At 62.3% G+C, this 24,726-nt stretch carries 24 protein-coding genes; 6 read left to right on the top strand and 18 right to left on the bottom strand.

The genetic code is table 11. The features are described from left to right. The 3 genes from ACZ89F_RS06745 to ACZ89F_RS06735 all read right to left on the bottom strand — a co-directional run bounded on the left by ACZ89F_RS06745 (position 1) and on the right by ACZ89F_RS06735 (position 3,701). Positions 1-1,506, bottom strand: coding sequence for a sugar ABC transporter ATP-binding protein (locus ACZ89F_RS06745; protein ID WP_476090974.1), 1,506 nt, complete (start codon positions 1,504-1,506; stop codon positions 1-3). A 7-nt stretch (positions 1,507-1,513) separates the two neighbouring features. After that, positions 1,514-2,479 (bottom strand): ABC transporter permease, encoded by a 966-nt coding sequence (locus ACZ89F_RS06740; RefSeq protein ID WP_476090973.1) that lies wholly within the window; start codon positions 2,477-2,479, stop codon positions 1,514-1,516. 112 nt (positions 2,480-2,591) lie between these two features. Beyond that, positions 2,592-3,701, bottom strand: coding sequence for a sugar ABC transporter substrate-binding protein (locus ACZ89F_RS06735; protein ID WP_476090972.1), 1,110 nt, complete (start codon positions 3,699-3,701; stop codon positions 2,592-2,594). Between the two features lie 429 nt (positions 3,702-4,130). Here ACZ89F_RS06735 and ACZ89F_RS06730 point away from each other — a divergent pair, with 429 nt between their 5' ends. The 5 genes from ACZ89F_RS06730 (at position 4,131) to nadC (ending at position 9,447) form a co-directional block, all read left to right on the top strand. Continuing rightward, complete coding sequence (locus ACZ89F_RS06730) at positions 4,131-4,766, top strand: TetR/AcrR family transcriptional regulator (RefSeq protein WP_476090971.1); 636 nt, start codon at positions 4,131-4,133, stop codon at positions 4,764-4,766. 262 nt (positions 4,767-5,028) lie between these two features. Continuing rightward, complete coding sequence (locus ACZ89F_RS06725; protein ID WP_476090970.1) at positions 5,029-6,000, top strand: NUDIX hydrolase; 972 nt, start codon at positions 5,029-5,031, stop codon at positions 5,998-6,000. A gap of 65 nt (positions 6,001-6,065) precedes the next feature. Further along, positions 6,066-7,040: a quinolinate synthase NadA gene (gene nadA / locus ACZ89F_RS06720; protein ID WP_476090969.1), complete on the top strand. Its 975-nt coding sequence runs from the start codon at positions 6,066-6,068 to the stop codon at positions 7,038-7,040. After that, positions 7,037-8,590, top strand: coding sequence for an L-aspartate oxidase (locus ACZ89F_RS06715; protein WP_476090968.1), 1,554 nt, complete (start codon positions 7,037-7,039; stop codon positions 8,588-8,590). The genes nadA and ACZ89F_RS06715 overlap by 4 nt, the downstream gene beginning before the upstream one ends. 2 nt (positions 8,591-8,592) lie before the next feature. Further along, the gene (gene nadC, locus ACZ89F_RS06710; protein ID WP_476090967.1) at positions 8,593-9,447 is read left to right on the top strand and encodes a carboxylating nicotinate-nucleotide diphosphorylase; all 855 of its coding nucleotides are present in this window, start codon (positions 8,593-8,595) and stop codon (positions 9,445-9,447) included. A 148-nt stretch (positions 9,448-9,595) separates the two neighbouring features. Here the strand turns inward: nadC and ACZ89F_RS06705 are convergent, their stop codons facing one another. The 15 genes from ACZ89F_RS06705 to ACZ89F_RS06635 all read right to left on the bottom strand — a co-directional run bounded on the left by ACZ89F_RS06705 (position 9,596) and on the right by ACZ89F_RS06635 (position 24,028). After that, entirely contained in the window at positions 9,596-10,327 is a 732-nt protein-coding gene (locus ACZ89F_RS06705; protein ID WP_476090966.1) for an ABC transporter ATP-binding protein, read from the bottom strand. Further along, positions 10,306-11,025 carry an ABC transporter permease gene (locus ACZ89F_RS06700; RefSeq protein ID WP_476090965.1) on the bottom strand — a complete coding sequence of 240 codons (720 nt, stop codon included), beginning with the start codon at positions 11,023-11,025 and terminating at the stop codon, positions 10,306-10,308. Before ACZ89F_RS06700 ends, ACZ89F_RS06705 begins: the two co-directional genes overlap by 22 nt. 65 nt (positions 11,026-11,090) lie before the next feature. Then, positions 11,091-12,140 (bottom strand): ABC transporter substrate-binding protein, encoded by a 1,050-nt coding sequence (locus ACZ89F_RS06695; RefSeq protein WP_476090964.1) that lies wholly within the window; start codon positions 12,138-12,140, stop codon positions 11,091-11,093. Between the two features lie 28 nt (positions 12,141-12,168). Continuing rightward, on the bottom strand, positions 12,169-13,839 hold the full coding sequence (locus ACZ89F_RS06690) for a GMC oxidoreductase (RefSeq protein WP_476090963.1): 1,671 nt from the start codon (positions 13,837-13,839) through the stop codon (positions 12,169-12,171). Between the two features lies 1 nt (position 13,840). Continuing rightward, positions 13,841-14,341: a hypothetical protein gene (locus ACZ89F_RS06685; protein WP_476090962.1), complete on the bottom strand. Its 501-nt coding sequence runs from the start codon at positions 14,339-14,341 to the stop codon at positions 13,841-13,843. Positions 14,342-14,453: 112 nt separating this feature from the next. Continuing rightward, the gene (locus tag ACZ89F_RS06680) at positions 14,454-15,341 is read right to left on the bottom strand and encodes a fumarylacetoacetate hydrolase family protein (protein WP_476090961.1); all 888 of its coding nucleotides are present in this window, start codon (positions 15,339-15,341) and stop codon (positions 14,454-14,456) included. Positions 15,342-15,766: 425 nt separating this feature from the next. Continuing rightward, complete coding sequence (locus ACZ89F_RS06675) at positions 15,767-16,366, bottom strand: DsbA family protein (RefSeq protein ID WP_476090960.1); 600 nt, start codon at positions 16,364-16,366, stop codon at positions 15,767-15,769. Further along, positions 16,367-16,939 carry a TetR/AcrR family transcriptional regulator gene (locus ACZ89F_RS06670; protein WP_476090959.1) on the bottom strand — a complete coding sequence of 191 codons (573 nt, stop codon included), beginning with the start codon at positions 16,937-16,939 and terminating at the stop codon, positions 16,367-16,369. A 72-nt stretch (positions 16,940-17,011) separates the two neighbouring features. Then, on the bottom strand, positions 17,012-18,016 hold the full coding sequence (locus ACZ89F_RS06665; RefSeq protein WP_476090958.1) for a ketopantoate reductase family protein: 1,005 nt from the start codon (positions 18,014-18,016) through the stop codon (positions 17,012-17,014). A gap of 10 nt (positions 18,017-18,026) precedes the next feature. Continuing rightward, the gene (locus tag ACZ89F_RS06660; protein WP_476090957.1) at positions 18,027-19,115 is read right to left on the bottom strand and encodes an ABC transporter substrate-binding protein; all 1,089 of its coding nucleotides are present in this window, start codon (positions 19,113-19,115) and stop codon (positions 18,027-18,029) included. A 25-nt stretch (positions 19,116-19,140) separates the two neighbouring features. Continuing rightward, on the bottom strand, positions 19,141-19,950 hold the full coding sequence (locus tag ACZ89F_RS06655; RefSeq protein ID WP_476097228.1) for an ABC transporter ATP-binding protein: 810 nt from the start codon (positions 19,948-19,950) through the stop codon (positions 19,141-19,143). A gap of 13 nt (positions 19,951-19,963) precedes the next feature. After that, complete coding sequence (locus ACZ89F_RS06650; protein ID WP_476090956.1) at positions 19,964-20,773, bottom strand: ABC transporter permease; 810 nt, start codon at positions 20,771-20,773, stop codon at positions 19,964-19,966. Positions 20,774-20,781: 8 nt separating this feature from the next. Further along, positions 20,782-21,660 carry a fumarylacetoacetate hydrolase family protein gene (locus ACZ89F_RS06645; RefSeq protein WP_476090955.1) on the bottom strand — a complete coding sequence of 293 codons (879 nt, stop codon included), beginning with the start codon at positions 21,658-21,660 and terminating at the stop codon, positions 20,782-20,784. A 3-nt stretch (positions 21,661-21,663) separates the two neighbouring features. Next, a complete protein-coding gene (locus ACZ89F_RS06640; RefSeq protein WP_476090954.1) occupies positions 21,664-22,896 on the bottom strand; it encodes an acyl-CoA dehydrogenase family protein in 1,233 nt (410 codons plus the stop codon). 43 nt (positions 22,897-22,939) lie between these two features. Further along, positions 22,940-24,028, bottom strand: coding sequence for an LLM class flavin-dependent oxidoreductase (locus ACZ89F_RS06635; protein ID WP_476090953.1), 1,089 nt, complete (start codon positions 24,026-24,028; stop codon positions 22,940-22,942). A gap of 163 nt (positions 24,029-24,191) precedes the next feature. On the opposite strand from ACZ89F_RS06635, the gene ACZ89F_RS06630 reads away from it, so the two are divergent. Beyond that, a complete protein-coding gene (locus ACZ89F_RS06630) occupies positions 24,192-24,347 on the top strand; it encodes a hypothetical protein (protein WP_476090952.1) in 156 nt (51 codons plus the stop codon). The last annotated feature ends 379 nt before the right edge of the window (positions 24,348-24,726 follow it).

The following is a 24,726-nucleotide window of genomic DNA, read 5'->3' as shown; positions in this document are numbered from 1 at the left end:
TCATGTCATGTAGTGGATGAGATCGTAAAGAGACGGCTTGCCACCGGGCGGGCAGTCGTACCATTTGCGGATTTCGCCATCCCTGATGACGGCAATGGTATGGCTGAGGCCGATTGCCTCCTCGAGCGTGTCGGCGACCAGGATGATGCCTACGCCGGCACCGCACATGTCGCGCACCATATCGTAGACGTCCTCCTTGGCGCCGATGTCCAGGCCGCGCGTCGGATGGTCGAGAAGGATGATGTCGGAACCGCCGCTCCGCCATTTGGCGAGCACCACCTTCTGCTGATTGCCGCCGGAGAGATTGGCACAATCGACGTTCTCTGAAGACGCCTTGATCGAAAGCCGCTTGATCCAGTCGCGGGCAAGCCCTCGCTCCTTGGCAATCTCCAATACGCCTGCATTCGAATAGTTGTGCATCTGCGACAGCGTCATGTTCTCATAGACGGTCATGCCACCGACCATGCCCTCGACCTTGCGCTCGCGCGGCACGTAGCCGACACCGCACTCCACCCCATGCGCGGCACTGAAGGTCTCGACGCGCCTGCCCTTCAGGGTGACGTGGCCGAGATGCGGCTTCTGCAGGCCGAAGATGGTGCGCAAGATCGCTTCGCGCCCCGAACCCTCGACACCGACCAGACAGAGAACCTCGCCGGCATGCAGCTTGAGCGAAATGTCCTTGTAGCGACCCGCAAGGCTGATTCCGTCGACTTCGAGCAGAGGCTTTGCGGCATCGAAGGGCTTCTGCTTCTCCTCGCGGTAATATTCCTTGCTGATGTTGCGCCCGACCATCTTGTGCTGGATCGACGCGACATCGGCATCCTTGCCATCGACGACATCGACCACGGAGCCGTCCTTCATCACATAGATGCGGTCGGATAATTCGATGACCTCGTCCAGCCGGTGCGAAACGAAGATGAAGGAGGCGCGGTTGCGCAGGTCCCTGACCAGGCTGAACAGAAGTTCGATTTCCTCCTTGGCCAGCACCGATGTCGGCTCGTCGAGCAGGATGACGAGATCGCCCTGCACGCGCTCCTCCAGAGTCAGCACCTTGGCGAGCTCCACCAACTGGCGCTGTGCGAAGGACAATTTCGAGGTGACCGTTGCCGGATCGATCGAAAGCTTGACCTTCTCGAGCTGCTGACGAGCCGCCGTCGCCATCTTCTTCCAGTTGACGACGCCGAGGCGCACGAACTGCTGTTCGAACCCGAGGAAGATGTTCTCCATGACGGTCAGGTTCGGGATCAGCGACTGCTCCTGGAACACCATGCCGACGCCCATATCCATGGCCTGGCGTGGGTTGTGGAAGCGCACCGCCCGTCCATCCACGAGCACCTGCCCGCCGTCATGCTGATAGGCGCCGTAGATGACTTTCATCAGCGTCGACTTGCCAGCACCGTTCTCGCCGACAAGGCCGACGATCTCGCCGCGCTTGATGGTGAAATCGATGCCTTTCAGCGCGTGCACGCCGGGGAATTTCTTCTCGACTTTTTGAAGTTCGAACATTTGCGCGTCACTTCACGAAAGACAAAGAGCGACGATCGGTCGACAGATAGACCGCGATGATGACCAGCAGGCCGAGCACACCGTCCTGGACGTAGCTCGGCAATCCCATGACCACCATGCCGTTGCCGATGACATTGACGATCAGGACGCCGACGAGTGTGTTCCACACGCCGCCGGCGCCTCCCCAAAGCGCGGTGCCGCCCACGACCACGGAAGTGATGGAGACGAACATCAGGTTGCGTCCGGTAACTGTCTCGGCAATGCCGATCTGCGCTACCGCCAGCATTGCGCCGAGTGCGTAGAAAACCCCGGCAATGGCGAAGCCTATGATGCGCACCCTGGCCACGTTCAGGCCGGATGCATGGGCGAGATCCTCACCCCCGCCGACGGCATAGAAATTGCGCCCGATCTTCGTCCGTCCCTGGATAAAGCCGGCAATGAGCAGCGCGGCCAGCGCGACATAGACCATCAGTGGAAAGCCACCCAGCCGATAGGTAAGCAGCGAGCGGAAGAGCGGGTCCTCGACGCGGATTCGGTCACCGCCCGTGATCAGCAGTGACAGGCCGATGCCGACGAAGCCCATCGACAGGCTCGCCATGAAGGACGGTATTTTCAGCCCGACATGCACCAGCCCATTGATCAGACCGAACAGAGCTCCAACGAACAGCGCGCCAAGGATCGCCAGCCATCCCCATCCTGCCAGGCTCCCCCCCAATGCCGTGAACATGGTGGCGAACAGCACAGCGCAGACAGCCACCGCCCCTTCCATGGAGAGGTCGATCGATCCCATGAGGATGATGAAAGTCACACCGACGCCGATCATCAGTGACGGGGTCGACAGAATGGAAATGCGCGCGAAGTTGCGCATGGAAAGGAAATTCGGATTGGCGATCGAGAAAAACAGGACGAGCGCGAGTAGCACCAGAAGCGGCGCCCATTTCTGCAAATTGTCTCTGGTCAAGAAATTGTCCACGCTCTTCTCCCACGGGCAAGGGACGGCGAAGCGGGTCGCCGTCGCAAGCATATCGCAGACCGCCGGAATCGGAACGCGCGCCGCTGCCGGTGCGCGTCCGCCGGCAGGTCGATTATTTGTATTTGATCTGACCGTTGCCCGGACCCCAGAAGTCCTTCCAGTCGTATTTCGGCGTGCTGTCGAGGTACTTCGCCTTGAACTCGGCGGCATCCTTGGGCGTGACGAGGATGGTCGGGCCGTAGAATTCGCGATGTTCCTTGGGCTCGGCCGAAGGCTTGAACGCGCCTGTCGCCGCATAATAGGCAAGTGCCGCCGTGATGCCGCCACCCCAATGCGGATTGGTGAAGACGGTCGCCAGGATCTCGCCCTTGGCCACGAGTTCGACAGCCTGCTGGTTGCCGTCATAGGAAACGATCGGCATGCCTTCGATGCCTTCGGCACGCAGCGCCTCTATGACACCGTAGGCGATCGTGTCGTTCGCGCAGTGCACGCCCTTGATGTTGTCGCCATAGCGGGTCAGGAAGCTCGCCATGATCTGGTTTGCCTTCTGCGTGTCCCAGTCGGCAGGCTGGGCGTCGAGCAACTGCACATTCGGATAATCCTTCAGCGCGTTCTTCAAGCCGTTGAGGCGCTCGATCGCCGGATTGTTGGACGCGATGCCGCCGAGATGTACCACACCGCCCTTGCCGCCCATGGCATCGAAAAGGATGCGGGCGGTCTTCTCGGCAGGCCCCTCGTCCGACCAGGTCATATGCGACACATAGTTGTCGCCGAAATCCCATGGATGCAGGTCGTCTGTCTTGTTCCAGATGGTGGAGACATAGGCGCCGGCGGCGGCGACCGCCTCGACGACCGGACGGCAGTTCGGCGCGTCGTTCGCATCGATCGCAAGCGCGAGGTTGCTGCCCTCCTTGCCCAGAAGCGCCTTCACGTCGGCGAGGGACTTCTCGCTCGATCCTTCGTTGATGAGGTTGACGAGCGCGCTCTTCGGCTTGCCGAGGCTTTCGACAAAGGCCTCGCCGCCCGACACGATGTAGTTCCAGTAGGGGTTTGTGCGATCGCGGTAGCTCCAGGCGATCGTCGGATTTGCGGTTGTCGCGCGCGCCGGTGTCGCACCCAGGGTGCGCAGCGCCGCAGCACCGCCAAGCCCGTAGGCCGACGCGAGAAGCAGGTTGCGGCGATTGATGGTTTCCTGCTCGATGAATTTCTTGATGAACGACATTTTTTCTCTCTCCCTGCTGATCCGAATTCGAGTGAGCATCCTCCCAAGACGCGCACTCCGTTGAACCTTTACGCACTATCTAGTTACTTTTTTAGAACCAGCTTGTCAACAGGACTCCGGCCGCTGTGCCGGCGTCCCTCTGGACATTGGGCGACCCACCCGATTGCGCTGCAGGGTGTCTCTATGTAACTATTGGGTTAGTTGAACTGGCCTTTAACTTCGGAGGCAGACGGGAATAGGAAGCCTTTGCAGAATGCAGCAGAACGCCGATGTCTGCCGTGAACCCGACCAACGCTATCGGCCGACCCCTGGCCGCCGCGGAGTGCCTTGTGACAATTCGCTGGCCGCTCTGGTCACAATCCAGTTAGTGCGCCATATCGATGGTCAAATGGCGGAGCCAAAATGGACCAGTTAGGAAAAAAGATGTTGGTGGCGAAGACACGAAAGCCAAGAATTCGCGATGCGGAGGCTACCCAGAAGCGGATACTCGCGGCCGCCAAGCAGGAATTCGCCAAGAAGGGTTTGGGCGGCGCCAGAGTGGATGACATAGCCGCGCGCGCAAAAGCCAACAAACGCATGATCTACCATTATTTCGACAGCAAGGAGAGCCTGTTCCAGCGTGTGCTCGAAGACGCCTATGTCGATATCCGAACGGCCGAGCAAAAGCTGGAACTCGACCATCTCGACCCCAAGGATGCGCTGGAAAAGCTGGTGCGCTTCACCTGGAAATATTATCTCGACAATCCGGAATTCCTCACCATGGTGAACAGCGAGAACCTGCACAAGGCGCGCCATCTCAAGAAATCCAAGGTCGTTCAGGACATCAGCCGACGCCTGGTCACGATGGTCGACACGCTTCTGGAGCGCGGCGCGAAGCAGGGCTTGTTCAGAGACGGCATCGATCCGGTTCAGCTAAACATCACGATCGCCGCCATCGGCTACTACTACTTCACCAATCGCTTTACGGGCGCCATCATCTACGAGCGTGATCTGATGTCACGGGAAGCTCTCGATACAAGGCTGCAGTTCAATATCGATACCATCATGCGCCTTGTCTGCAAGTAGCCGTCGTTGCGGATTGAGGAAGCCGTTCTTGCTCGCGGAATGCGACGAGACCACAAAAGCCACCGATTCACGCACCAGCGTGGGCCTGCCCCTGGCAAGCGTCCGTCCCGGACGGAATTGAGCTCGATATAGCCGACGTAACTCTTCATCCATCGCGTCGTCCCCGGGTGCCCGTTGACGAAGAAACGGAGGCGGTTCACCTTCGTATCGATTCAATCCAATCGGGCCTCAATTACAGCGGGCCGAGGCCCTTGCGATAATCATGCAGAACCAGAAAACAATAACCCGCGAAGAGACAGCTCCCAGAAAAGCCCACGAAGCGAACGTGGATCTGATCGCGGTTGTCGTGGCCATGACGGATCAAGGACCGAGCGTTCTCACCATCGGGCAGGCCGACACTCTGCCCTCCGGTCCCTTCGAGCTTGGCCATCGCTCCCTGCAGTCTGGCCTGAGGGCTTGGGTGGAACACCAGACCGGTCACCAACTCGGCTATATCGAGCAGCTCTATACTTTCGCCGACAGCGACAGGATCGGCGAGCAACGCCAGCAGCGGGTGATCTCGATCAGCTACCTCGCTCTGACGCGGGCCGACCATGCTGCCGGCTCCAGCAAGCGCGCGTGGCGGGGCTGGTACGATTGTTTCCCTTGGGAAGACCGCCGCGCCGGTATCCCGTCCATCATAGAATCCATATTTCAACCGCGGCTGCTGGCTTGGGCAGACGATGCTGGCCAGGATTCGTTGAAGCGCGAGCGGAGGCAGCGGGCTGCGATTGCCTTCGGCTTTGACGGCCGTCCCTGGAACGAGGAGCTCGTACTGCAACGTTACGAACTCCTCTATGAGGCAGCCTTGGTCGAAGAGGCCAAGCGGGGGTCGGAGTTGGGGCCTTCCTCTCCGTCGGCATCCGGGACCTCAATGATAGCCGATCATCGCCGCATCCTGGCGACGGGCATGGAGCGACTGCGTTCCAAGATCAAGTATCGGCCCGTCGTGTTCGAACTGATGCCACCCGTCTTCACCTTGCTTCAGCTGCAGCGCACCGTGGAAGCGCTCTCCGGAAGGCTGGTTCACAAGCCGAACTTCCGGCGCCTGATCGAGCAGCAGGACCTGGTGGAGGAAGCGGGAGAAACGACAGCCGACGCTGTCGGACGGCCGGCCAAGCTTTTCCGCTTCCGCCACGCCATTCTCGACGAGCGGGTTGTCGCAGGGACGAAATTACCACAGTCACGGGCTTGACAACCATTATTCTCACAGTGAGTATATCGTTAATTATACTCACTGTGAGAATAATTGGAGTGCTCATGTCCAATTTGCTGCCTACAGCCGCGTCGCTCTATGATCGCGTTCGGCGGGTGATCCCGCCGATGGAATGGCCGGCTTTCACCGACGATATCGACGCCATTCTCTCCCTGAAGCGCGAACGCAACGCCGTCATCCTGGCGCACAATTACCAGACGCCTGAGATTTTCCATTGCGTCGCCGACATCGTCGGCGACAGCCTGGCACTAGCCCGCAAGGCGATGGCGGTCGATGCCGATGTCATCGTGCTCGCCGGCGTGCATTTCATGGCCGAGACCGCCAAGCTGCTCAATCCTGACAGGACTGTACTCATTCCGGATCTCGACGCCGGCTGCTCACTGGCGGATTCAATCACGGCCTCGGACGTGCGCCTGATGAGGCAACGCTATCCAGGGGTGCCGGTCGTGACCTATGTCAACACGTCCGCCGCGGTAAAGGCCGAGTCCGATATCTGCTGCACGTCAGGCAATGCGCTGGCGGTGGTGGAGGCGCTCGGCGCGCCGAGAGTGATGATGCTGCCCGACGAATATCTGGCAAAGAACATCGCGGCGCAGACAAAGATCGAGATTATCGCCTGGAAGGGGCACTGCGAAGTGCATGAGCGCTTCACGCCCGCCGACATTCGCGAGGTGCGCGAGGCGTATCCCGGCGTCACGGTGCTAGCCCATCCCGAATGTCCGCCGGACGTTGTCGCGGAAGCGGATTTCGCGGGCTCGACAGCGGCAATGTCGGACTATGTCGGGCGGCACAAGCCGGCACGGGTCGTGCTGATGACCGAATGCTCGATGAGCGACAACGTCGCCGTCGACCATCCGGAAGTCGACTTCGTGCGCCCATGCAACCTCTGTCCGCACATGAAGCGCATCACGCTTGCCACCATACGCGCAGCGCTCGAGCAGAACCGTCACATCGTCACCATCGATCCGCAAGTAGCCGAGCGGGCACGCCGGGCGGTGGAGCGGATGCTCGCCATATGAACGGGCGAGACCTCCATGGCCTGCCGGTCATCGTCGGCGGCGGGATTGCGGGGCTGATGACGGCGCTTCATCTCGCGCCGGAACCGGTCGTCCTTATCTCCAGGGCCTTGCTGGGAGGCGAAGCCTCCAGCATGCTCGCCCAGGGCGGGCTTTCGGCCAGCCTCGGCAGCGATGACAGCCCGGACCTTCATTTTGCCGATACACTCGCGGCCGGTGATGGCCTTTGCGACGAGATGACGGTGAGGCGCGTCGTTGAGATGGCGCCGCAAGCGGTTCAGCATCTCGCGAAGCTGGGCGTCAGATTCGACCATGATTGCGAGGGTACGTTTCTGCTTGGGCTCGAAGCCGCGCATTCGCGCCGGCGGATCGTCCACGCCGGCGGCGACGCCACCGGCCGTGAATTGATCCGAGCGCTCGCCGCAGCCGTACGACGGGCGCCTTCGATCGCAGTCCTTGAAGGTGTCGAGGCGCGGCGCCTGCTTGTCGAGGACGGTGAGATAGCCGGCGTGCTTGCCGTCGGACCCACCGACGCGATGACGCTCTCGACAGGCCGTGTGATCCTCGCGACGGGAGGCATAGGCGGCCTGTTCCATCACACGACGAACCCGCTTGGCTCATTCGGCCAGGGTCTGGCACTTGCCGCTCGCGCCGGCGTGGAGCTTGCTGACCTTGAATTCGTCCAATTCCACCCGACCGCGCTCGACGGCCTGCGGCGCCCGATGCCGCTGGTGAGCGAAGCGGTGCGCGGCGAAGGCGCGGTTCTCGTCGATGAGGCTGGCCGGCGCTTCCTCGCCGACACGCCTGCGGGCGAATTGGCGCCGCGCGATGTGGTAGCGCGGGGCGTTTGGCGCCAGCTCAACGCCGGGCATCGCACGTTCCTCGATGCGCGGCAGTGTCTCGGGTCGAGGTTTGCCGAGCGCTTTCCGGCGATCGCGTTGCTCTGCCACGAGGCCGGCATCGACCCTGCCGTGGAGCGGATCCCCGTGCGTCCCGCCGCTCACTATCACATGGGTGGAGTGGCCGTCGACGCCGACGGCCGCAGTTCGCTTCGCGGCTTGTGGGCCTGTGGCGAGGTCGCCAGGACCGGGCTGCATGGAGCCAACCGCCTTGCCAGCAACTCGCTCACAGAAGCCGTGACGTCGGCCGCGTGGGTCGCGAAGAGCGTAGCCGCGGCGCCGCCGGGCACGCACAAACGGCTGAAGCCGGCGATCGTGCCGGCGCGGCCCGACGCCTCGCGCATACGCGCGATCGCCTCGCACGCGCTCGGTATCGAGCGCGACGGCGAGACGCTGTGCGAAGCGGCGAGGAGCCTGGCGCCGATCGCCGCCGGTCGGGATGCTGCGTCAGATCCAGCTCTGGTGGCGCTGATGATCACCATCGCAGCGCTTCGTCGCGAGGAAAGCCGGGGCTCGCATTTTCGGACCGATTTCGCTCGGCGCGATGCGTGGTCACGATCGATGCGGTTGACCATTGACGGGACCTTCGAGGCGGCGGCGATCCTTTGGGACAGGACTTCCGAAACCGCGATGCTGCTCGGCGGAAGGGCTTGACCATGACGCTGACGCCGCTGTCGCGCATAATGGTCGAGCCGGCGGTGCGCGCCGCTTTGCTCGAGGATCTGGGGCGCGCCGGCGACATCACCACCGACGCGATCGTTCCAGGTGATGCCACCGCGACGATGGTGCTCGCGGCAAGGCAGCCGGGCGTGATTGCTGGCCTCGATGTCGCCGCCCTCGCCTTCGCGCTGATCGATCCACGGACCGAAGTCACCGTGATTCATTCAGATGGCGCCGCCATTTCGGCCGGAGATGTCGCCGCGAGAGTGCGAGGACCTGCCCGAGCGCTGCTCGCCGCCGAGCGGACCGCGCTCAACTTCCTTTGCCATCTAAGCGGCATCGCCACGCAAACCGCAGCGGTCGTCGACGCCGTGCGTGGCCACAAGGCCAAAATCGTATGTACGCGAAAGACGACGCCTGGCCTGCGTGCCTTGGAGAAATACGCGGTGCGCGCCGGTGGCGGCGCCAATCATCGCTTCGGCCTCGACGATGCCGTTCTCATCAAAGACAATCACATTGCGATTGCCGGTGATATCCGCACGGCCATCGAGCGGGCACGCGCCGGGGTCGGCCACCTGGTGCGGATCGAAACGGAAGTCGACACGATTGAGCAGCTCGAACTGGCACTTGCGGCCGGAGCCGACGCAGTGCTGTTGGACAACATGTCGCTCGAGCAGCTGACCCAGGCCGTGGCAATGGTTGGCGGACGGGCGATTACCGAGGCATCGGGCCGCGTGACTGCGCAGAAGGCCCCTGCAATTGCCGCGACCGGCGTCGACCTGATTTCGATCGGCTGGATCACACACAGTGCGCCGATCCTCGATATCGGGCTGGATTGGGAAAGGTCTTGATCTCAGCGTCTCAGCCGAGGAGTTCCGCATAAGCTTGAGAATGAACACACCCATTTGGAAGAGCCGCGCGTACCGACCTTCGACGAGACAATCGCAGGCGCGTCGTCGATGCAGACAAAGCCGATCTCATCGACAGTGCGCATGCGGATCAGTAAGCTGACACACCCAATGCCTCAAGTAGCCTTGCGCGATGGAAAATGAATTCTGGATCCGCGCGGCTGCGGGAACGGGGCAGTTGCACGATCTCGTCCAGCACGATCCGCCCACCGTGCAGGACAATCGTGCGGTCGGCCAGTAGTAAGGCCTCGTCAACGTCGTGGGTGACCAACAGGACGGCGGGCAAATGAACCGCGCAGAGATCGCGCAGCAACTGATGCATGACGATCTTGGTCAATGCGTCGAGCGCGCCGAAGGGTTCGTCGGCCAGGAGTAGTTCCGGCTCGCGCACAAGCGCTCGCGCCAGCGCCACGCGTTGCTGTTCACCGCCCGACAGATCGCCCGGCCAGGCCTTTTCGCGTCCGGCCAGGCCGACCTCGCGAAGGGCAGCTATGGACACTTTCCCCGCGTCTGCGACCCTAAGTCCAACCTTGACGTTTGTGAGCACTCGCTGCCAGGGGAGCAGTCGCGCGTCCTGGAAAATGACGCTTGTGGCATCCGGCACCACAAGAGCGCCGCTGATCTCGACGTCCGGATCGAGCCCTGCTAGCGCGCGAAGCATGGTGCTTTTTCCAGACCCGCTGTGACCGAGCAGGGCGACGAACTCGCCTGGACCTATGGTCAGGTCGATGTTTTCGAGAATGGTTCTGCCCTCGAAACGCCGGGTCAGGCCGCGAGCCTCTACGCCACGCTTGGGCGGGATCACCGAAACGTCTTGCGCCATGAAAGCACCCTTTTTTCAACCACTCTGAGAATGCCGTCCGTTATCAGGCCTAGCAGGGCATAGACCAGGAGGCCCACGGCCATGATGTCGACCTGACCATTCAGCCGCGCCTCACCCACCATATAGCCAAGCCCGTTGATCGCGTTCGTCTGCTCCACCACGACGAGCACCAGCCAGGCGCTCACGGCCGAAAGGCGCAAGCCGGTAAAGAAGCCAGGAAGGGCGCCAGGCACGACCACAAGGCGGATGAATTCCCAGTGGGTGAGCCTGATCGTATGTGCCAGTTCGATGTAGCGCTTCTCGACACCGGCGATTGCCGCCGAGGTGTTGATGTAGACAGGAATCATCGTAGTGAGGCAGATAAGGATGATCTTCATCTGCTCCCCGAGGCCTAACCAGTAGATGGCGAGAGGGATGATCGCGAGAACCGGCGTGGCACGCCATATCTGCAGCGGCCCATCGACAAGCGCTTCGCCCCAACGGCTGAGCCCAGAAATCAGCGCGAACAGGACTCCGAACAGAACACCGAGGGCGAGGCCGCTCATCGACCTGCGCAACGATGCGGCAAGGGCCTTCTGAAGGACTCCGTCGGCCAGCAACTGCCACGCCCTTTCGGCGACCTCCCAGGGCGCCGGAAGCGTTCTGGGGTCGAGTACGCCGAATGCCGATGCAGCGGCCCAGATGGCAAGAAGCAGCAAGGGGCCGAGCAGCCTCAGAAACGGAATGGGCTGTTCGGTCCTGATGCGGACCGTCCGTGAAAAACTCATATGCCTGCGTATTCCTTGCGGGCAGCCTGATTGATCGCGTCGAAGCGATAGTCGAAGTAGTCCGCGATCTTGAGACCTTGCGGAAGCTCGCCGACCGACGCCATGAAGTCGACCGTGGTCTGCAATTCGGCCGCAAGCTCCGGCGTGAAGGCCGGGATATCGGTCTTGCCTTCGAGCTGGGCCAGTTTCTTGGCCGTAGCCGGATCGTAGTTGCGCAGCTTCACATAGACCGCGTCAGCATACTCGTCGAGATGGTCGTCCTTGTAGAGCTGGGCGATGGTCCAGAGCCGAGCGAACTTGACGAGCGCGGCCGCCTTTGCCGGATCCTCCAAGGCAGCACGGGTCGCATAGATCGGTCCGAGGCCGCTACCCTGATTCACACCCTCTGGAAGCAGGTGGATCCGGTCCTTGAACTCCGCCTCGATCCGCGAGCGCAGCGGCGCGGTGATGGCGGCCGCATCGACCTCGCCGGAGCGGAAAGTGTCCGCCACGTCCGGGATTGTGACATTGATCAGTTGTACGTCGGCTGGCTTGAGGCCGGCCTTGTTGAGCACGCGCAGGATATAGGCCGACATCTGCGTTCCCTTGGGATAGGCGATCTTCTTGCCCTTGAGCTCGGTCGCCGAGGTGATGCCGCTGCCGGGCGCCGAGTAGAAGCCATAGTAGTCGCGGGTGTTGCGAGTATAGCCGATATTGTAGATTTCCGCGCCTTGGGCGCGTCCGAAGGCCGTCGCGATATCCGTGCCCCAGCCGACATCGGCGGCACCCACCCTCAGCGCTTCAAGGACAAAATTGTTGCCATTGAAGTTCTGCCATTCGATATCGACGTCTTTCTCCAGTTCCTTGAGCCCACCAGACAAGCGAAGCAGCGTCACGTTGGTCTGGTTCTGGTCGGCGATGCGAAGCTTCGTGCCTTTCGGAACTTCGGTCGGCAGCGGATCGGTCAGTGCCAGCTTGCCGGCCGCGCCGGCAATACCAGAATAAAGCGCTGTGCCGAGGGCGGCTGAGCCGAGAAGAAGATGGCGTCTGTTGATGGCAAACTGCATGGTGTTCTCCGTTGACCTGGGGCCGGGGTTAGACTGTTTCGGAAATTCTGGTGCCGATCGATTGACGGACGAGGGAGCGGGCCGCACGGTGCGCAAGGGCGATGACGGCGAGCGTCGGGTTGGGCGCAGGGCTTGTCGGGAAGGCTGACGCACCGACGACCCAGAGGCCGCGAGCGTCCCACGATTGCAGGTCCGGATCGACCACCGAGGTCGACGGATCGCTGCCCATCACCGCTCCTCCGGTCGCGTGGGAATTGGTGTAGTGGACGGTGTCGTAGTGCTCCGGCAGCGTCGTACCGGATTTCGAGAGGGCTGCGCCTGCCTTCCGCAGGATGGCGTCCAGCGTGGCGCCGACCCTTCGGACCATGCGCCGGTCGTTGTCCAGCCAGTCGAAATTCAACCGCAGCAGCGGATCGCCCCAGGCGTCGCGATACGTCGTGTCGAGATCGAGGTAGCGGTGCTTGTGCGGCACGACCTCACCCAGCATGCTCACGCTGACGGCACGGCCGGCATAGGTGCGCAAGGCCTGCTGCCAGCCAGCGCCCCATTGCGGCGCATCCGCTGGTACCGTCGGTGCTTCCCGCCGCGGGTTGTTCAGCCCCGGCACATGAATGCGGGCGCCGCCGACGTAGTCTGCCGGTAGGCTCGGACCCGGATCGAAATCGGAATTCGCCCAGCCGGCAACATCGGTCGACTGCACCTTGGATACCGCGTCAGGTAGAAAGCCCTGCGCCTGGGCGCCGATGTGGTTTGCATAGTGGCGTCCGACCCGGCCGCCCTCGCCCGGCGAATAGGGTTCGCCGATGCCGGAGAGCAGCAGCAACCGGACGTTGTTCAGCGTCCAGCAGCAGAGGGCCACGCACGCGCTGGAAACAGTCCTCCGCTCGCCGTCTTCATCGGAATAGACGACGCCCGTTACCCGGTCACGATCATGCAGGATGCGATGGGCATGGCCCGACCGAATCTCGAGGTTGCCAGTTGCAGCCGCGGCTGGCCAGAGTGTGTTGAGCGGCGTGGCCAGCGAATAGCCGTGGCGCGGGTTGATGCCGCGCACGACGCCAAGCGGGTTGGCATAGGGTTCGAAGCCAACCGCTGCCGGCATCTCCGTGACCGCAAGGCCGATCTCCGACGCGGCCTCCGCTAGCAGGGCCGCCCCGCGGCCCATCCGCAGCGGCTTGCCGGGGAGCGTTCGGGAGCGCCGATAGGCTTCCGGCGGCAAGCCGTCGGTCGTCGCGACGCCGAGGATGGCTTCCGCCCAGCTATAATCGGCTTCGAGGTCGGCATAGCCGATCGGCCAGTCGAGATAATCGAAATCACGAGCCCAGGGAAGACCCAGCAATTCGCCATAGAAAGTCTTGGACTGGAAAGCGTGTGGGTGGAAGCGGGCGCTGATGCCACCCCACAGCAAGCCAGCGCCGCCAAGCCCGCGACCGGCCAGGAATGTGCCGAGTGTCCGCATCGGAAAGGACGGCGAGCGGCTGTCATGCCGCAGGGTAAAGGTTTCTTGCGTCGGATCGGGCAGGCGCCTTGGCGGAATGCTGGCGGCGCGCGGGCGATAGAAGACATCGGAGCCTATCAGCCCTGCGGTCTCGCCCTTGTCCAGCACCAGTGTCTTCAAGCCGCTACGACAAGCAACGGTTGCGACCACCGCGCCGGCCCAGCCTCCCCCAACGACGACGAGATCATGTGAGCTGCCCATATCAGGCTCCCATCGTGCCGCGATTTCCGCCGCGGTCGAGCCAGCCCCAGCCAAGAGCCTCGCCTTCCCATGTATCGACAAACAACACGTCGTAGACGAGCTGCCGCAACAGGCCGAAGGCCGTCGATGTGTCCTTGCCGAACTGCGCATCGCCAGCCGCCGTTACCAATGAAAGGACGTTCCCGGCTGCCTCGTCATCGAGATCGCGGAACCGCTTTACGCCCGCTCTTTCGCCGAGAACCGCGAGAAGCAGGACGACGAGGTCACGTGGGCTGCGCGAATCCTGCCAGCCGGCGGAGGCATGCGCATCGGCACGGAACGGGGCTGACGGGTAGGACGACGCACCGCGCCCCCAATCGGAATTCAATTTCTCGATCAGACGCTGGTTGATGTGCCGCGTCAGGTCGGCATCGTTTTCCTCCGCCGTTTTGTCCTGGGGCCAAATCAGCGAAACAAGCCGGGGAAGGCTTTCGAACCCTTCGTCGATTTGCCGATCGGTCATGGCGTGTCCTTCATGGAATTTTGGCAAGGCAGATCGTTTCGTCGCGCAATCGGCGCGGCGCATTGAAATGAGATGCTTGGGAATGTCCGGCCTCTAAGGCTGGCGCGATTGCCTATCCGGCCTTTCGAACCGCGACCTCGTACGTCGGCTTGATGGCGACGGTTCGTTGCTCGCCAAGACCCGGGATGAAGGCGCGGACGATATCGCCCGGCCGCAGTGCCCTGCTTTCGGCTTCGGGAAGCCGCGCCGGGCTGCCAGTCAAGATAACGTCGCCTGGCAGGAGCCGGATCTTGTGCGAGAGCCGGGCGATAAGCTCCGGTACCGAAAACACAAGATCGGAGGTGTTGCCACGCTGGATTGGCGTATCGTTGATGTCGAGATGGATCGGCAGATCGGCAAGATTGCCGGCCTCGTCGAGCGACACGACTTCCGGACCGAGCGGTGTATAGCCCGGCCGCGACTTCGACGGATTGATATAGCTGACGCCGCCAACCCCTTCCGCGGAGACGACCTTGACGACCGAGTGACGATCATAAAGATCCTGGGCCAGTACCGCGCCGGCCACGTAGTCCAGCGCGTCCTTTTCGCTGACGCGGACAACCTCTCGCCCAAGCACCACGGCCAGTTCCGCCTCGGTGAAGACCGCATCACCTTCGACCTCGACTTCGGCCCTTGGGCCGCTCAGGGAGGTCAGCAGCTTGACGAAGACGCCCGGCTCGGACGGCGCGATGAGCTTGGAATGCGTGATATGCGAATGATAGTTGAGGCCGGCGGCGACGATCTGACGCGGCGCCGGAACCGGCACATCGAGGGCCGCGGTGTCTGGAAGCGGTTCTTCCGCCGACGTCTTCGAGGCAGCCCATCTGGCGAAGGCATTCCACTGCTCATAGACGCGTTGCGGATCGGAGGTAAACCGACCGTTACTGGCCTTCTCGACATCAATCACGCCATCGGCAAGTTTCAGTTTCAGCCTTCCGGACACATTTATCAACCGGGTCATGTGATCTTGCTTCTCCTTGAAGGACCGATTTCCCAAGCGACCCGCCAAGCGGGCGTCCTTGGAAAAACCGCCTGCCAATGCGGTCGAGGGGTACTGTAGCGGGCGGGAGGCAAACGAGAACGACCTGTCTTTCTATAATCTATAAAGTCTATAGATTATATTTTCATTCAGGCGATCTCGTGAAAATTCTGGTTTTAGGGGCGGCATGATCGCGCCGCCGACTTGCGTGTCAGGCCTTCACCTCAGTCTTGAGGTTGGGAGATTTTTCCCGGATTCAATATTTCAGCCGGATCGACCGTTTCTTTTAACAACGCCATGTCGGCGCGCCTCGGGGCATGTCAGCGGTATTGACGGTCACCTGTATGGAAATGCTTCGGTCAACGCCGCCGAACCGGTGCGCGTCTTGAATGGTGAGGACGTCGGACTCAAGCCGGCAGCTTGCGGCTTTCCAGATGGCGCTCCAGGAAAGGAAGATTGTCCTGTCCCCAGTAAAGCTCGTCCTCGAAACGATATGTCGGCAGCCCGAATACGTCGCGATCACGCGCTTCGGCATAATTTGCCTTCCATGCCGCTGCGACATCTTCCGCCCGCCCCCGCGCCTCCAGTCGAGCGGCATCAAAGCCGGCGGCGTCGAGCACCGATCGGCGCACAACGGCGTCGCCAATGTCGAGCGCGTCCTCCCAAAAAGCTGCCTGAAGGGTTGCCGCCAGCGACGCCCAGTCGCCGCCGTCGATGATCTCGCCGATGACGAGAAAGCCCGCCGGCGTCGGATCGGACAGGCCAACACGGCCTTCAAGCTTGAGCGTCTTGCCGCGCAGTTCCGCCCATCGACGCAGTTCCGTGAACCAGTAGGTGCGTCGGGCCTCCGGCCGGTTTCGGGAATAGATCGCACCGTTCTCCTCGATAAGCGGTATCAGAACAGGTCGGATATCGAGCTGGAAGCGCCGTGAAAGATCGAGCAGCGGAGCAAGGCCGAGATAGGACCAAGGCGACCCGATGCCGAAATAATAATCGATCGAGGTCATTCAAGTCGCTTTCGTTGACGTGCGGCGCGCCCAATCGAAGACGTCAAGGGCGGCGTCGCGCGCTGCAAGGACAGCCGCCGGATTGCGGCTGACGGCAACCGTCGCCAGTGCGCCCTCATAAAGCAGGGCAAGATGGGCGACAGGCTGGTCATCCGTCGATCCGGCGCGGGTCAGGACCGAGGCGAAGATGTCGCGTACCGATTGCTTGTGCCGGCGGGCAATGTTCACCACACGCTCGGATTCGCCGTGCTCCGCGACAGCCAGCGCAAAGGCGCAGCCTCGGAACTCCGGGCTGTCCGCCTTCTCGTGGAGCTTTTCGAAAATCGTGCGTAGCTGTTCCCGCGGTTCCGGAACCGCGTGCAGCACGTCGTCCAGCGAGCTCAGCACGCGTTCGTGGCGGTCGCTCAGATAAGCGACGACGAGGTCTTCCTTCGAGGGGAAATGGCGGTAAAGCGTCGCCTTGGCGACGCCCGCCTTTTCGATGATACGGTCGACGCCCACCGCGCGGATTCCCTCGCTATAGAACAAGGCCCCGGCCACGGTCAGTATTTCATCGCGAATGGTGACTTTCATGAATATGGACTTCTTGATCCCTACTTCTATGGCCGAAGGCCCCGGCCATGCCCAGGGCCTCGTCGATGATGGTCACGCGGCCAGCCTGCCTTGTTGCGGGATGGCGCGCACTTCCGCAAGCGTAATGGCGCCTGGTGCCGCTCCCGCCAAGGCCAGGCGGGCCGCCGCTTCCTGAACCGACCGGTTCCAAGGCACCTTGATACCGTGAATGCGGCCCAGCTGGACGATTTCGCCATTCAGGTAATCGACCTCGTTTGGCACCCCGCGCGTAAAACTCTGCCAAGTCGATTGCTGGCCGGGCTTGATGCCGCTGTCGGGTGCGGGACCCCAGCCTTGGAGGCTGACCTTTCGCTCCGACGGCTGGGCGATTTGGTAGCCGGCGGCTGCCAGAACCTGAGCCGCCTCCTGCGAAAGCGCCTCGCCGATCGAGGCGACCTCTTCGGCGTTACCGGCAAAAATCTCCAGAACATTCTTGACGTTGTAGACCAGCTTGGCCGCCTTCCAGCGCAGGACATCGGCCCGCACTTCGACAAGATAGTTGGCCTTGGCAAGATCGGCGCCGATGGCTTTGGCGGTATCGTCGACGCCGGAGGGATATGTGCCGAGGATGAATGCGCCAACCTGCGGCGACCCGCCCGCGACGACCGTTCCCGTTTCGGTGAAGCGGGCCGGTGTCATGATGCTCGCGCCGTAGACATGCGCGAAGCGCCGGCTCGCCAGGGGCTCGGCGGCAAGGCCGTTTTGGAGCGTGACGAGCGGAAGGCGGTAGCCAGCCGTCTCGGGCGTACCGGCGACCGGCCGGCGCGCCCAGAAAGCGGTAGCGTGCTCGACGTCCTGCGACTTGACGGTGAGAACGAGAACGTCGTCGACGGTCAGCTCGGGCGGATTGTCGGTATCGAAGGCATTGAGGCGCACCTGCCGTGCTCCGGCCGGCCGCTCGTAGGTAAGCCCATGTTCGCGGATGTGGCGGATCTGGGCACCGCGCCCGACGAGAGCATAGGAGATGCCGGCGCTTTCAAACTGGGCGGCCAGGCTTGCGCCGACCGCGCCAGCGCCGATGATCACGTAACGGGTCATGGTGTCCTCCTTATTCGCCGGCCAGCGACTGCTTGAGGTTGTCATCGAAATGGGTTTCCTTCAGTGCCGCCTCGATCGTGTCGGCATAGCGGTTGTCGTAGGCGAGCGATGGATCGATCGACTTGCCGATGGCGCCGAAATCGTATGTGACCTTGGCGATGCTGCGTGCTTCGTCTATGCGGGCCTCGTCGATCGGCTGCGGCCTTACGCGAGTATAGGACCAGGTGAATTCGGCGATCTCCGGCTTCAGCTTGCGGACCTTGACCAGCGCTTCCCTGGCTTCCTTCGGATGTGTGTTGTACCAGTTCTGGTATTCGACATAGCGGCGAACGAGGTCGCGGATCGCTGCTTCCTTGGCCGGATCAGCCAGCGACTTCGAGTTAGCAATCAGGCCGCCGGGGCTGCCGGGACCAACGTCGCCGCTTTTGGCGATCACCTTGGCGCCGTTGCTAATTGCTACGCCATAGGAATCAATGCCACCGGAAACCAGATCGACCTCGCCGTGCAGAAGTGCCAGAGCCCCGGCCTCATTGTTCAACGTCACTGGGACAACGTCCTTCGGCGTCAGGCCGAGATGCTTGAGGCTCTGGAGATAGAGCAGGAAGTTCGTGGCTCCCGGCGACGATGCCCATTTCTTGCCGCGAACGGAATCCGCGGTCAGGCTCGTAATGCCCGAAGCCTTCGACGCAACGCTGACGAAACGCTCGTGGTTGACCGTGTCGCCTGTGGCGGCCACGACGATGGTTTTGTAGGGAACGGTGTCCTTGGTCCAGTCCGGGCTTGCGGCCGCCTGCGCCTGGATGGCCGTGAACTGCGCAAAGTAGCTGACGTCGACCCTCCCGGCGGCGAGCGCCGTGGCGTTCTCGACGGCATTTGGGAAGGTCGCAAACTCAAGCTTGTAGGGCGCGTCTTTCCAGATGCCGGAAGCCTCCCAGCCGGGCTCCAACTCCTGGCCGTTCTGGCCGATCACAAGCGTCAGTTGCTGCGCTTCGGCGCAGTGTTCACCAAGCCCAGCGGCAAGCGCCACCGCAGCGAGCACCGATATTCCGGCAAAGCGGAAGAGGCCGCGCATGCGTGTTTCAATCTTAAATCCTGTCATGTTCCGATCTCCTGGATGTCCGTTCTCACAATTTTTGAGTCTGCCGCCCGACCGAGACACCGAGCTCGGCAAGAAGGCGATGTTTCAGAAGGGTAATTTCCTCGGCTGCTTCCTCCTGGGCTGCGCGATTGCGCCGCAGTGCCGGGGAGAGACTGATGTCGAGCGAGAAGCGGCCGTTCTTCAGCACCAGAATCCGGTCAGCCAGAAGGATCGCTTCATCGACGTCATGAGTGACGATGAGGACGGCCGGCTTGTGCTCGCCCCACAGCCGCTCGACGAGGGCATGCATCTTGATGCGAGTCAGGGCGTCGAGCGAGGCGAAGGGCTCGTCGAGCAAGAGAAGCGTCGGCGCCCGCACCAAGGCGCGGGCGAGCGCCACGCGCTGCGCCTCGCCGCCGGAAAGATGTTTTGGCCAGGAATTAGCCTTCGCTGCGAGCCCGACCTCGGCAAGAGCCTTCTCGGCCACAGCCCTGGCGCCGCGCCCGAAGCGTGTGCCGAGCAGCACGTTGCGCCAGGCGCGGCGGAAAGGCAGGAGCCGATGCTCCTGGAAGACGACGGAGCGGTTTTTGGCAACCAGCGCTTCCCCGGCATTGGCATGGTCGAGAGCCGCGAGAATGCGCAGCAGCGTCGTCTTGCCCGAGCCGGAGGCGCCGAGCAGTGCCACGAACTCCCCCTGCCCGATGGCGAGATCGACATCGTCGAGAATGGTCTGCGTGCCGAAGCTCTTGAAAACATGCTGGAGACGGACGACCGGATCGCGCTGCTCCGCGGCAGCAGTCGCGCCAGCTGCCGGGAAGTCGTCGCTATTGGCCGTCACAGGCCAGATGTTGGTGATTGCGTTCACGAACTTACCTCCAGGGCAGCGCCAGCTTTTCGACCACGCGCATGACGACATCGATGGCGATACCGAGCACTGCGTAGATCAGGACGCAGGCGATGATCAGATCGATGCGCATCGCGCCGCTGGCGACGAAGATCAGGTAGCCGATTCCGGCCCGGCTGTTGGTCTGCTCGGCGACGATCAGCGCCAGGAGCGAGACGCCCATGGCATAGCGCACCCCGACCAGAACGCCCGGCAACGCGGCGGGCAGAAGCACCTGAAACGTGATTTCTGCCGGCGTGAGGCCGAAGGTCCGGGCGGCCTCCACCAGGCGGCCGTCGGCATTGCGGACGGCCGCATAGGTGTTGAGATAGGCCGGGAAGATGCAAGCGAGCGTGATCAGCAGGATTTTCGGCTGCTCGCCGATCCCGAACCAGACGATGAATAGCGGCACCAGCGCGATGAATGGCACGAGCCGGGCGATCTGGAAGGTTGAATCCAAGACCTCTTCGGAAAGCCGCGATAGCCCCGTCAGCAGGCCAAACCCGATGCCGATGATCAGGCCGAGAAAAAGCCCGGCCGCGGCGCGGCCGAGTGAGGCCGGCAGGGCGGCCTGCAGGTCGCCGGTCTCGATGAGTTCCGCAAAGGCATCGACGACCTCGCCGGGTGACGGCAGGGTTTGCGACGATATCCAGCCCGCTGAGCTGCTAATCAGCCAGGCCGCCAGTATGACTACCGGAACCAGGAAGCGGACGATGTTGCGCAACGCGTACCAGCGCAGCGGGGCAAGTGCCCGCTGCTGCCGGATTTCGAGCGGTTGCAGGACCACCGAGCTCATGTCGCGGCTCAGGCAGCGACGGACTGCGTGACGGCGACAGCGACCGAAAGTTGTTGGCCCAGATTGCCAACCGAGGCGCGGATCCTGTCGCCGGACTTCAGCACCAGTGATTCAGAGCCATGCACCCGGTCCGGGCTACCGGTCAGGATAACGTCGCCGGGCAGCAGACGCAGCTTACGCGACAGGCGGGCAATCAGTTCCGGCACCGCGAAGATCAGGTCACTGGTATTGCCGCGCTGCACCGGAGCGCCGTTGAAGTCGAGCTCGATGTCCAGATTGCCGAGGTCTCCGGCTTCGTCCAGCGAAACGACCTGCGGACCGATCGGCGTAAAGGCCGCCAGGGATTTGGACGGATTGAGGTAGGTGGCGCCGGGACCGCCGTCGAGCTTCGGCACCTTGACGATCGAAGCCGGGTCGAGCAGGTCCTGGGCCACTGTCGCACCGGCCAGATGGCTGAGTGCCTCACGTTCGGAGATGTGGTAGGCCTCGCGCTTGACGACGACGGCAAGTTCCGCCTCGGTCAATACCGCTTCGCTCGGCAGCGGGATTTCGTCATAGGGGCCTGTCAGCGACGTCAGAAACTTGGCGAAAACGCCGGGTTCGGTTGGGGTCTTCAGCCCGGAATGGCGGATATGGGAATGGTAGTTCAGGCCGACGCCGATGATCTGGCGCGGTGCCGAAACGGGCGAACCGATGCGCGTGCCTTGCGGTAGCGGCTCTTCCGCCGAGCGTTTGGCTGACGCCGCCCACTCGGTAAAGGCGTCCCACTGAGCATAGATTTCCTGCGGATCGGAGCCGAAGCGTCCGTCGCTGGCACGGGCGACGTCGAGAATGCCGTCGGAGAGAACGAGCTTGAGCCGTCCGGAGTCGTTCAGAATGCGGGTCATGTGTCAGTGCTCCTTTGCCTGGATTTGGATTGTCGTTGGTCGGTTTTGGGGGGCGAACCGTCTTAGGCTTTCGGCACCGACGGTCAGCAAGACCGAATCTTCCTGGGGCGAATGGATGCGCGAGCAGAGCACGTCGCGGAAATGGCGCTCGAGCGGGTTGCTGCGGGAAAGGCCCGGATTGCCGAGCGCCTTGACCGCCACTTCGACGGCTGCAATCAACGATGCCGAGATCGCGGTCTTGGCGGCGGCGACGGTTGCGAAGGCCGTCTCGTCGCCGGCATCCATCCGTTCGGCGAAATGATAAAGAAGCGACTCGGCCTGGATAATGGCGATCTCTATCCGGCCCGCTGCGCTGCGGATGTGCTCGGTGGTGGCGATCGGCCGGCCGAGATTGGTCGGCACTCGGTTATGAGCAAACAGCGCGTATGCTTGCTGGGCCGCCCTGGCGACGCCGAGATAGACTGACTGGATGAGCAGAACCGTCGATGCGGCGGCGCGCGGATCTTGCCTCGTGTCCGCGGTGATCACCTGCGGACCGACGATATGGTCGTGCGGGACGACGACCTCGTCATAGACGATGTCGTGGCTCTGGGTCGCCCTGAGCCCGAGATGATCCCAGGTCGGAACGGTGCCGATACCGGCCGATGATGCCGGCACGAGGAATTCGGCGACGCGCGGCACCGGTTCGTCCGTCACGGCCCAGGGGAGATGATAGCTGAGACCGGTCGATCCAGTGCAGAACATCTTGCGGCCTGACAGCACCCAGCCCTCGCGACTATAGCGCGCGACAGTCGCCGGCAGCCCGCCGCGCGCCGGCGCCCCAAGATTCGGCTCGGCCCTCAAGGCATTGACGAGCGTTGGCCGCTCAAAGGATTCTGCCAGCAGTTTTTTGTAAAGATGCGGCGCGACCGCGCGTGGCGAGTTGTTGGTCTGTCCGGCGTGAAACTGAAGATTCATGAGCAGGATAAGCGCCACCGACGGATCGCCGCGAGCGATCGAGGACACGAGACGCACGAGGTCCGCAACGCCAAACGCTGTACCACCGTGTTCAGGCCTGACCGACGCCGTCAGCAACCCTGCAGCATGCATGAGATCGATCGCCTCGGCCGGAAACGAGCCCTCGGCGTCATGCAGCGGCGCGTGTCCGGCTATCGTCTCGACGATCGCATCCAGGCGATCGAGATCGATCGGGTGCACGTCGGACGTAGCCCAAGTGGAAAGCTTCGCGGTTGTCATAAATCTCAGCCAGTTGAAGGACGTAACGCGAGGAAGCGGATACCTATTCGGCGGCCTCGCTCGGCCGGATCAGGCCGCGCTGCGCCAGGCCTTCCCTGACTAGCGGCAGCACGTAACGACCATAGTCGATGACGTCGTAGAGGTTCTCGTAGCCGCGGATCGAAACCAGCTCCGCGCCGAGATCGACGTAGTCGAGGATAGCTCCGGCAACAGTTTCCGGGCTTCCGACGAGCGCGGTGGAAGCCCCCCGCGCGTTGGTGGCGACCGCGGGGGCGAACCAGAGTGCCTTGTCATGGACCTCCGACTTGGAGGCGAGATCAAGCAGCCGCTGCGAGCCTACGTTCTGCGGCTGCGGCTTGCCAGGACCGCCATGCTGCTTGTTGAGCCGCTCCAGGATGCGGTGCGCCTTGGCCCAGGCCAATTCATCCGTCTCGGCGATGATCGGTCGGAAGGTCACCCATATACGCGGCCTGTCAGTGCGCCCTGCATCGCGAGCAGCGGCATAGATCTTGTCGATCTGCTCGCGGGTCGCGGCGAGCGGTTCGCCCCACAGTCCGAAGATGTCGCCTTCCTTGCCGCCGATCCGATACGCGTCCGCCGATGAACCGCCGACCGACACCGGGATGGTCGGTTGGATCGGCCGCACATTGCTGCGGAAGCCCTTGAATTGGTAATGTTGGCCATCGAAATCGAAAGGTTCGGTCTGCGACCAGATGCGCTTCAGGATGGCGATATATTCCTCCAGCCGCGCGTAACGCTCGGCTTTTGGAAGAAAATCGCCCTCCTTCGCCTGCTCGTCGTCACTACCGCCGGCAATGAAATGGACGAGGACACGGCCGTTCGAGAGTTGATCCAGCGTCGCCAGGGCCTTTGCCGCCACGGTCGGATAGACGGTGTTGGGCCGCAGCGCGACGATTATCTTTAGCCGTGTCGTGTGGGCCGCGATCGTCGCTGCGAGTGTCCAGTTGTCGAAAGACGACGAGTCGTAGGGTACCAGCGTGTAGTTGAACCCGGCATCCTCTACCGCCTTGGCATAGCGGGCAAGAAACTGCGGATCGACGGGCGCGCCCGGCAGCGGACTGATGTCCGTCGAGGCATTGGGGTAAACCATGCTGATGAATTCCACGGCCATGTCGTTGCCCCATCCACTTCGTCGCTGTTCCTGAGCCGAGAGAGTAGCCTGCCATACGAGAAATAGAGAATGACCTGTCTTTCTATTTTCTACTAAGTTTATAGATTAAATTTCCTCTCCCGGATTGCGCCTTGGCGGTGCGCTCCAACCAGCGCTTTATTAAGTGACGAACTACGTGGGCTTGATGGCGCCGCATGTCCGCGTCGTCGGCATCCAGGCGGAATGTTCGCCGGTGCTGCTGCACGCTCTCGAAGCCGGGAACAATGTGGCGCGAGACAAGGCGACGACCTCGGTGGCGATCAGGGCCTTCCGAGCATAGGCTGCGGCCGAAGTCAGAACCCGCCTAATTGCACCTCGTTGCCGCCGATTACCGCACGTATCGCTGAAAGGTCTTTCGAAACCGGGGAGCTCGAACTACGAATGGTAGGTGCCATCGACAAGACGGAGAATATTGACGCACAGGCCCAAAATCATTTTCTTTGAAAGCTTTAGACTTATCCGATACCCCTCAATTCAATCTCGAGGGATTGAGCGTAGCGTATTGATATACAATAGTTTTGCGGACCCGGAAGATGTGGCAAAAGCGTTGATTTCATTGGCTTTTCCGTAGGCCCAAATCAGAAATCTTCCCGTATCGTTCCATACAGTCCCGCGACCAAGAAGCTAGGTTGCGGAAGGCGCAACCACCGATACCGACA

The sequence above is a fragment of the Mesorhizobium sp. USDA 3734 genome, assembly GCF_056279665.1.
Note: the sequence above shows the minus strand (reverse complement) of the source record. Positions and strands in the feature narration are given on the sequence as shown.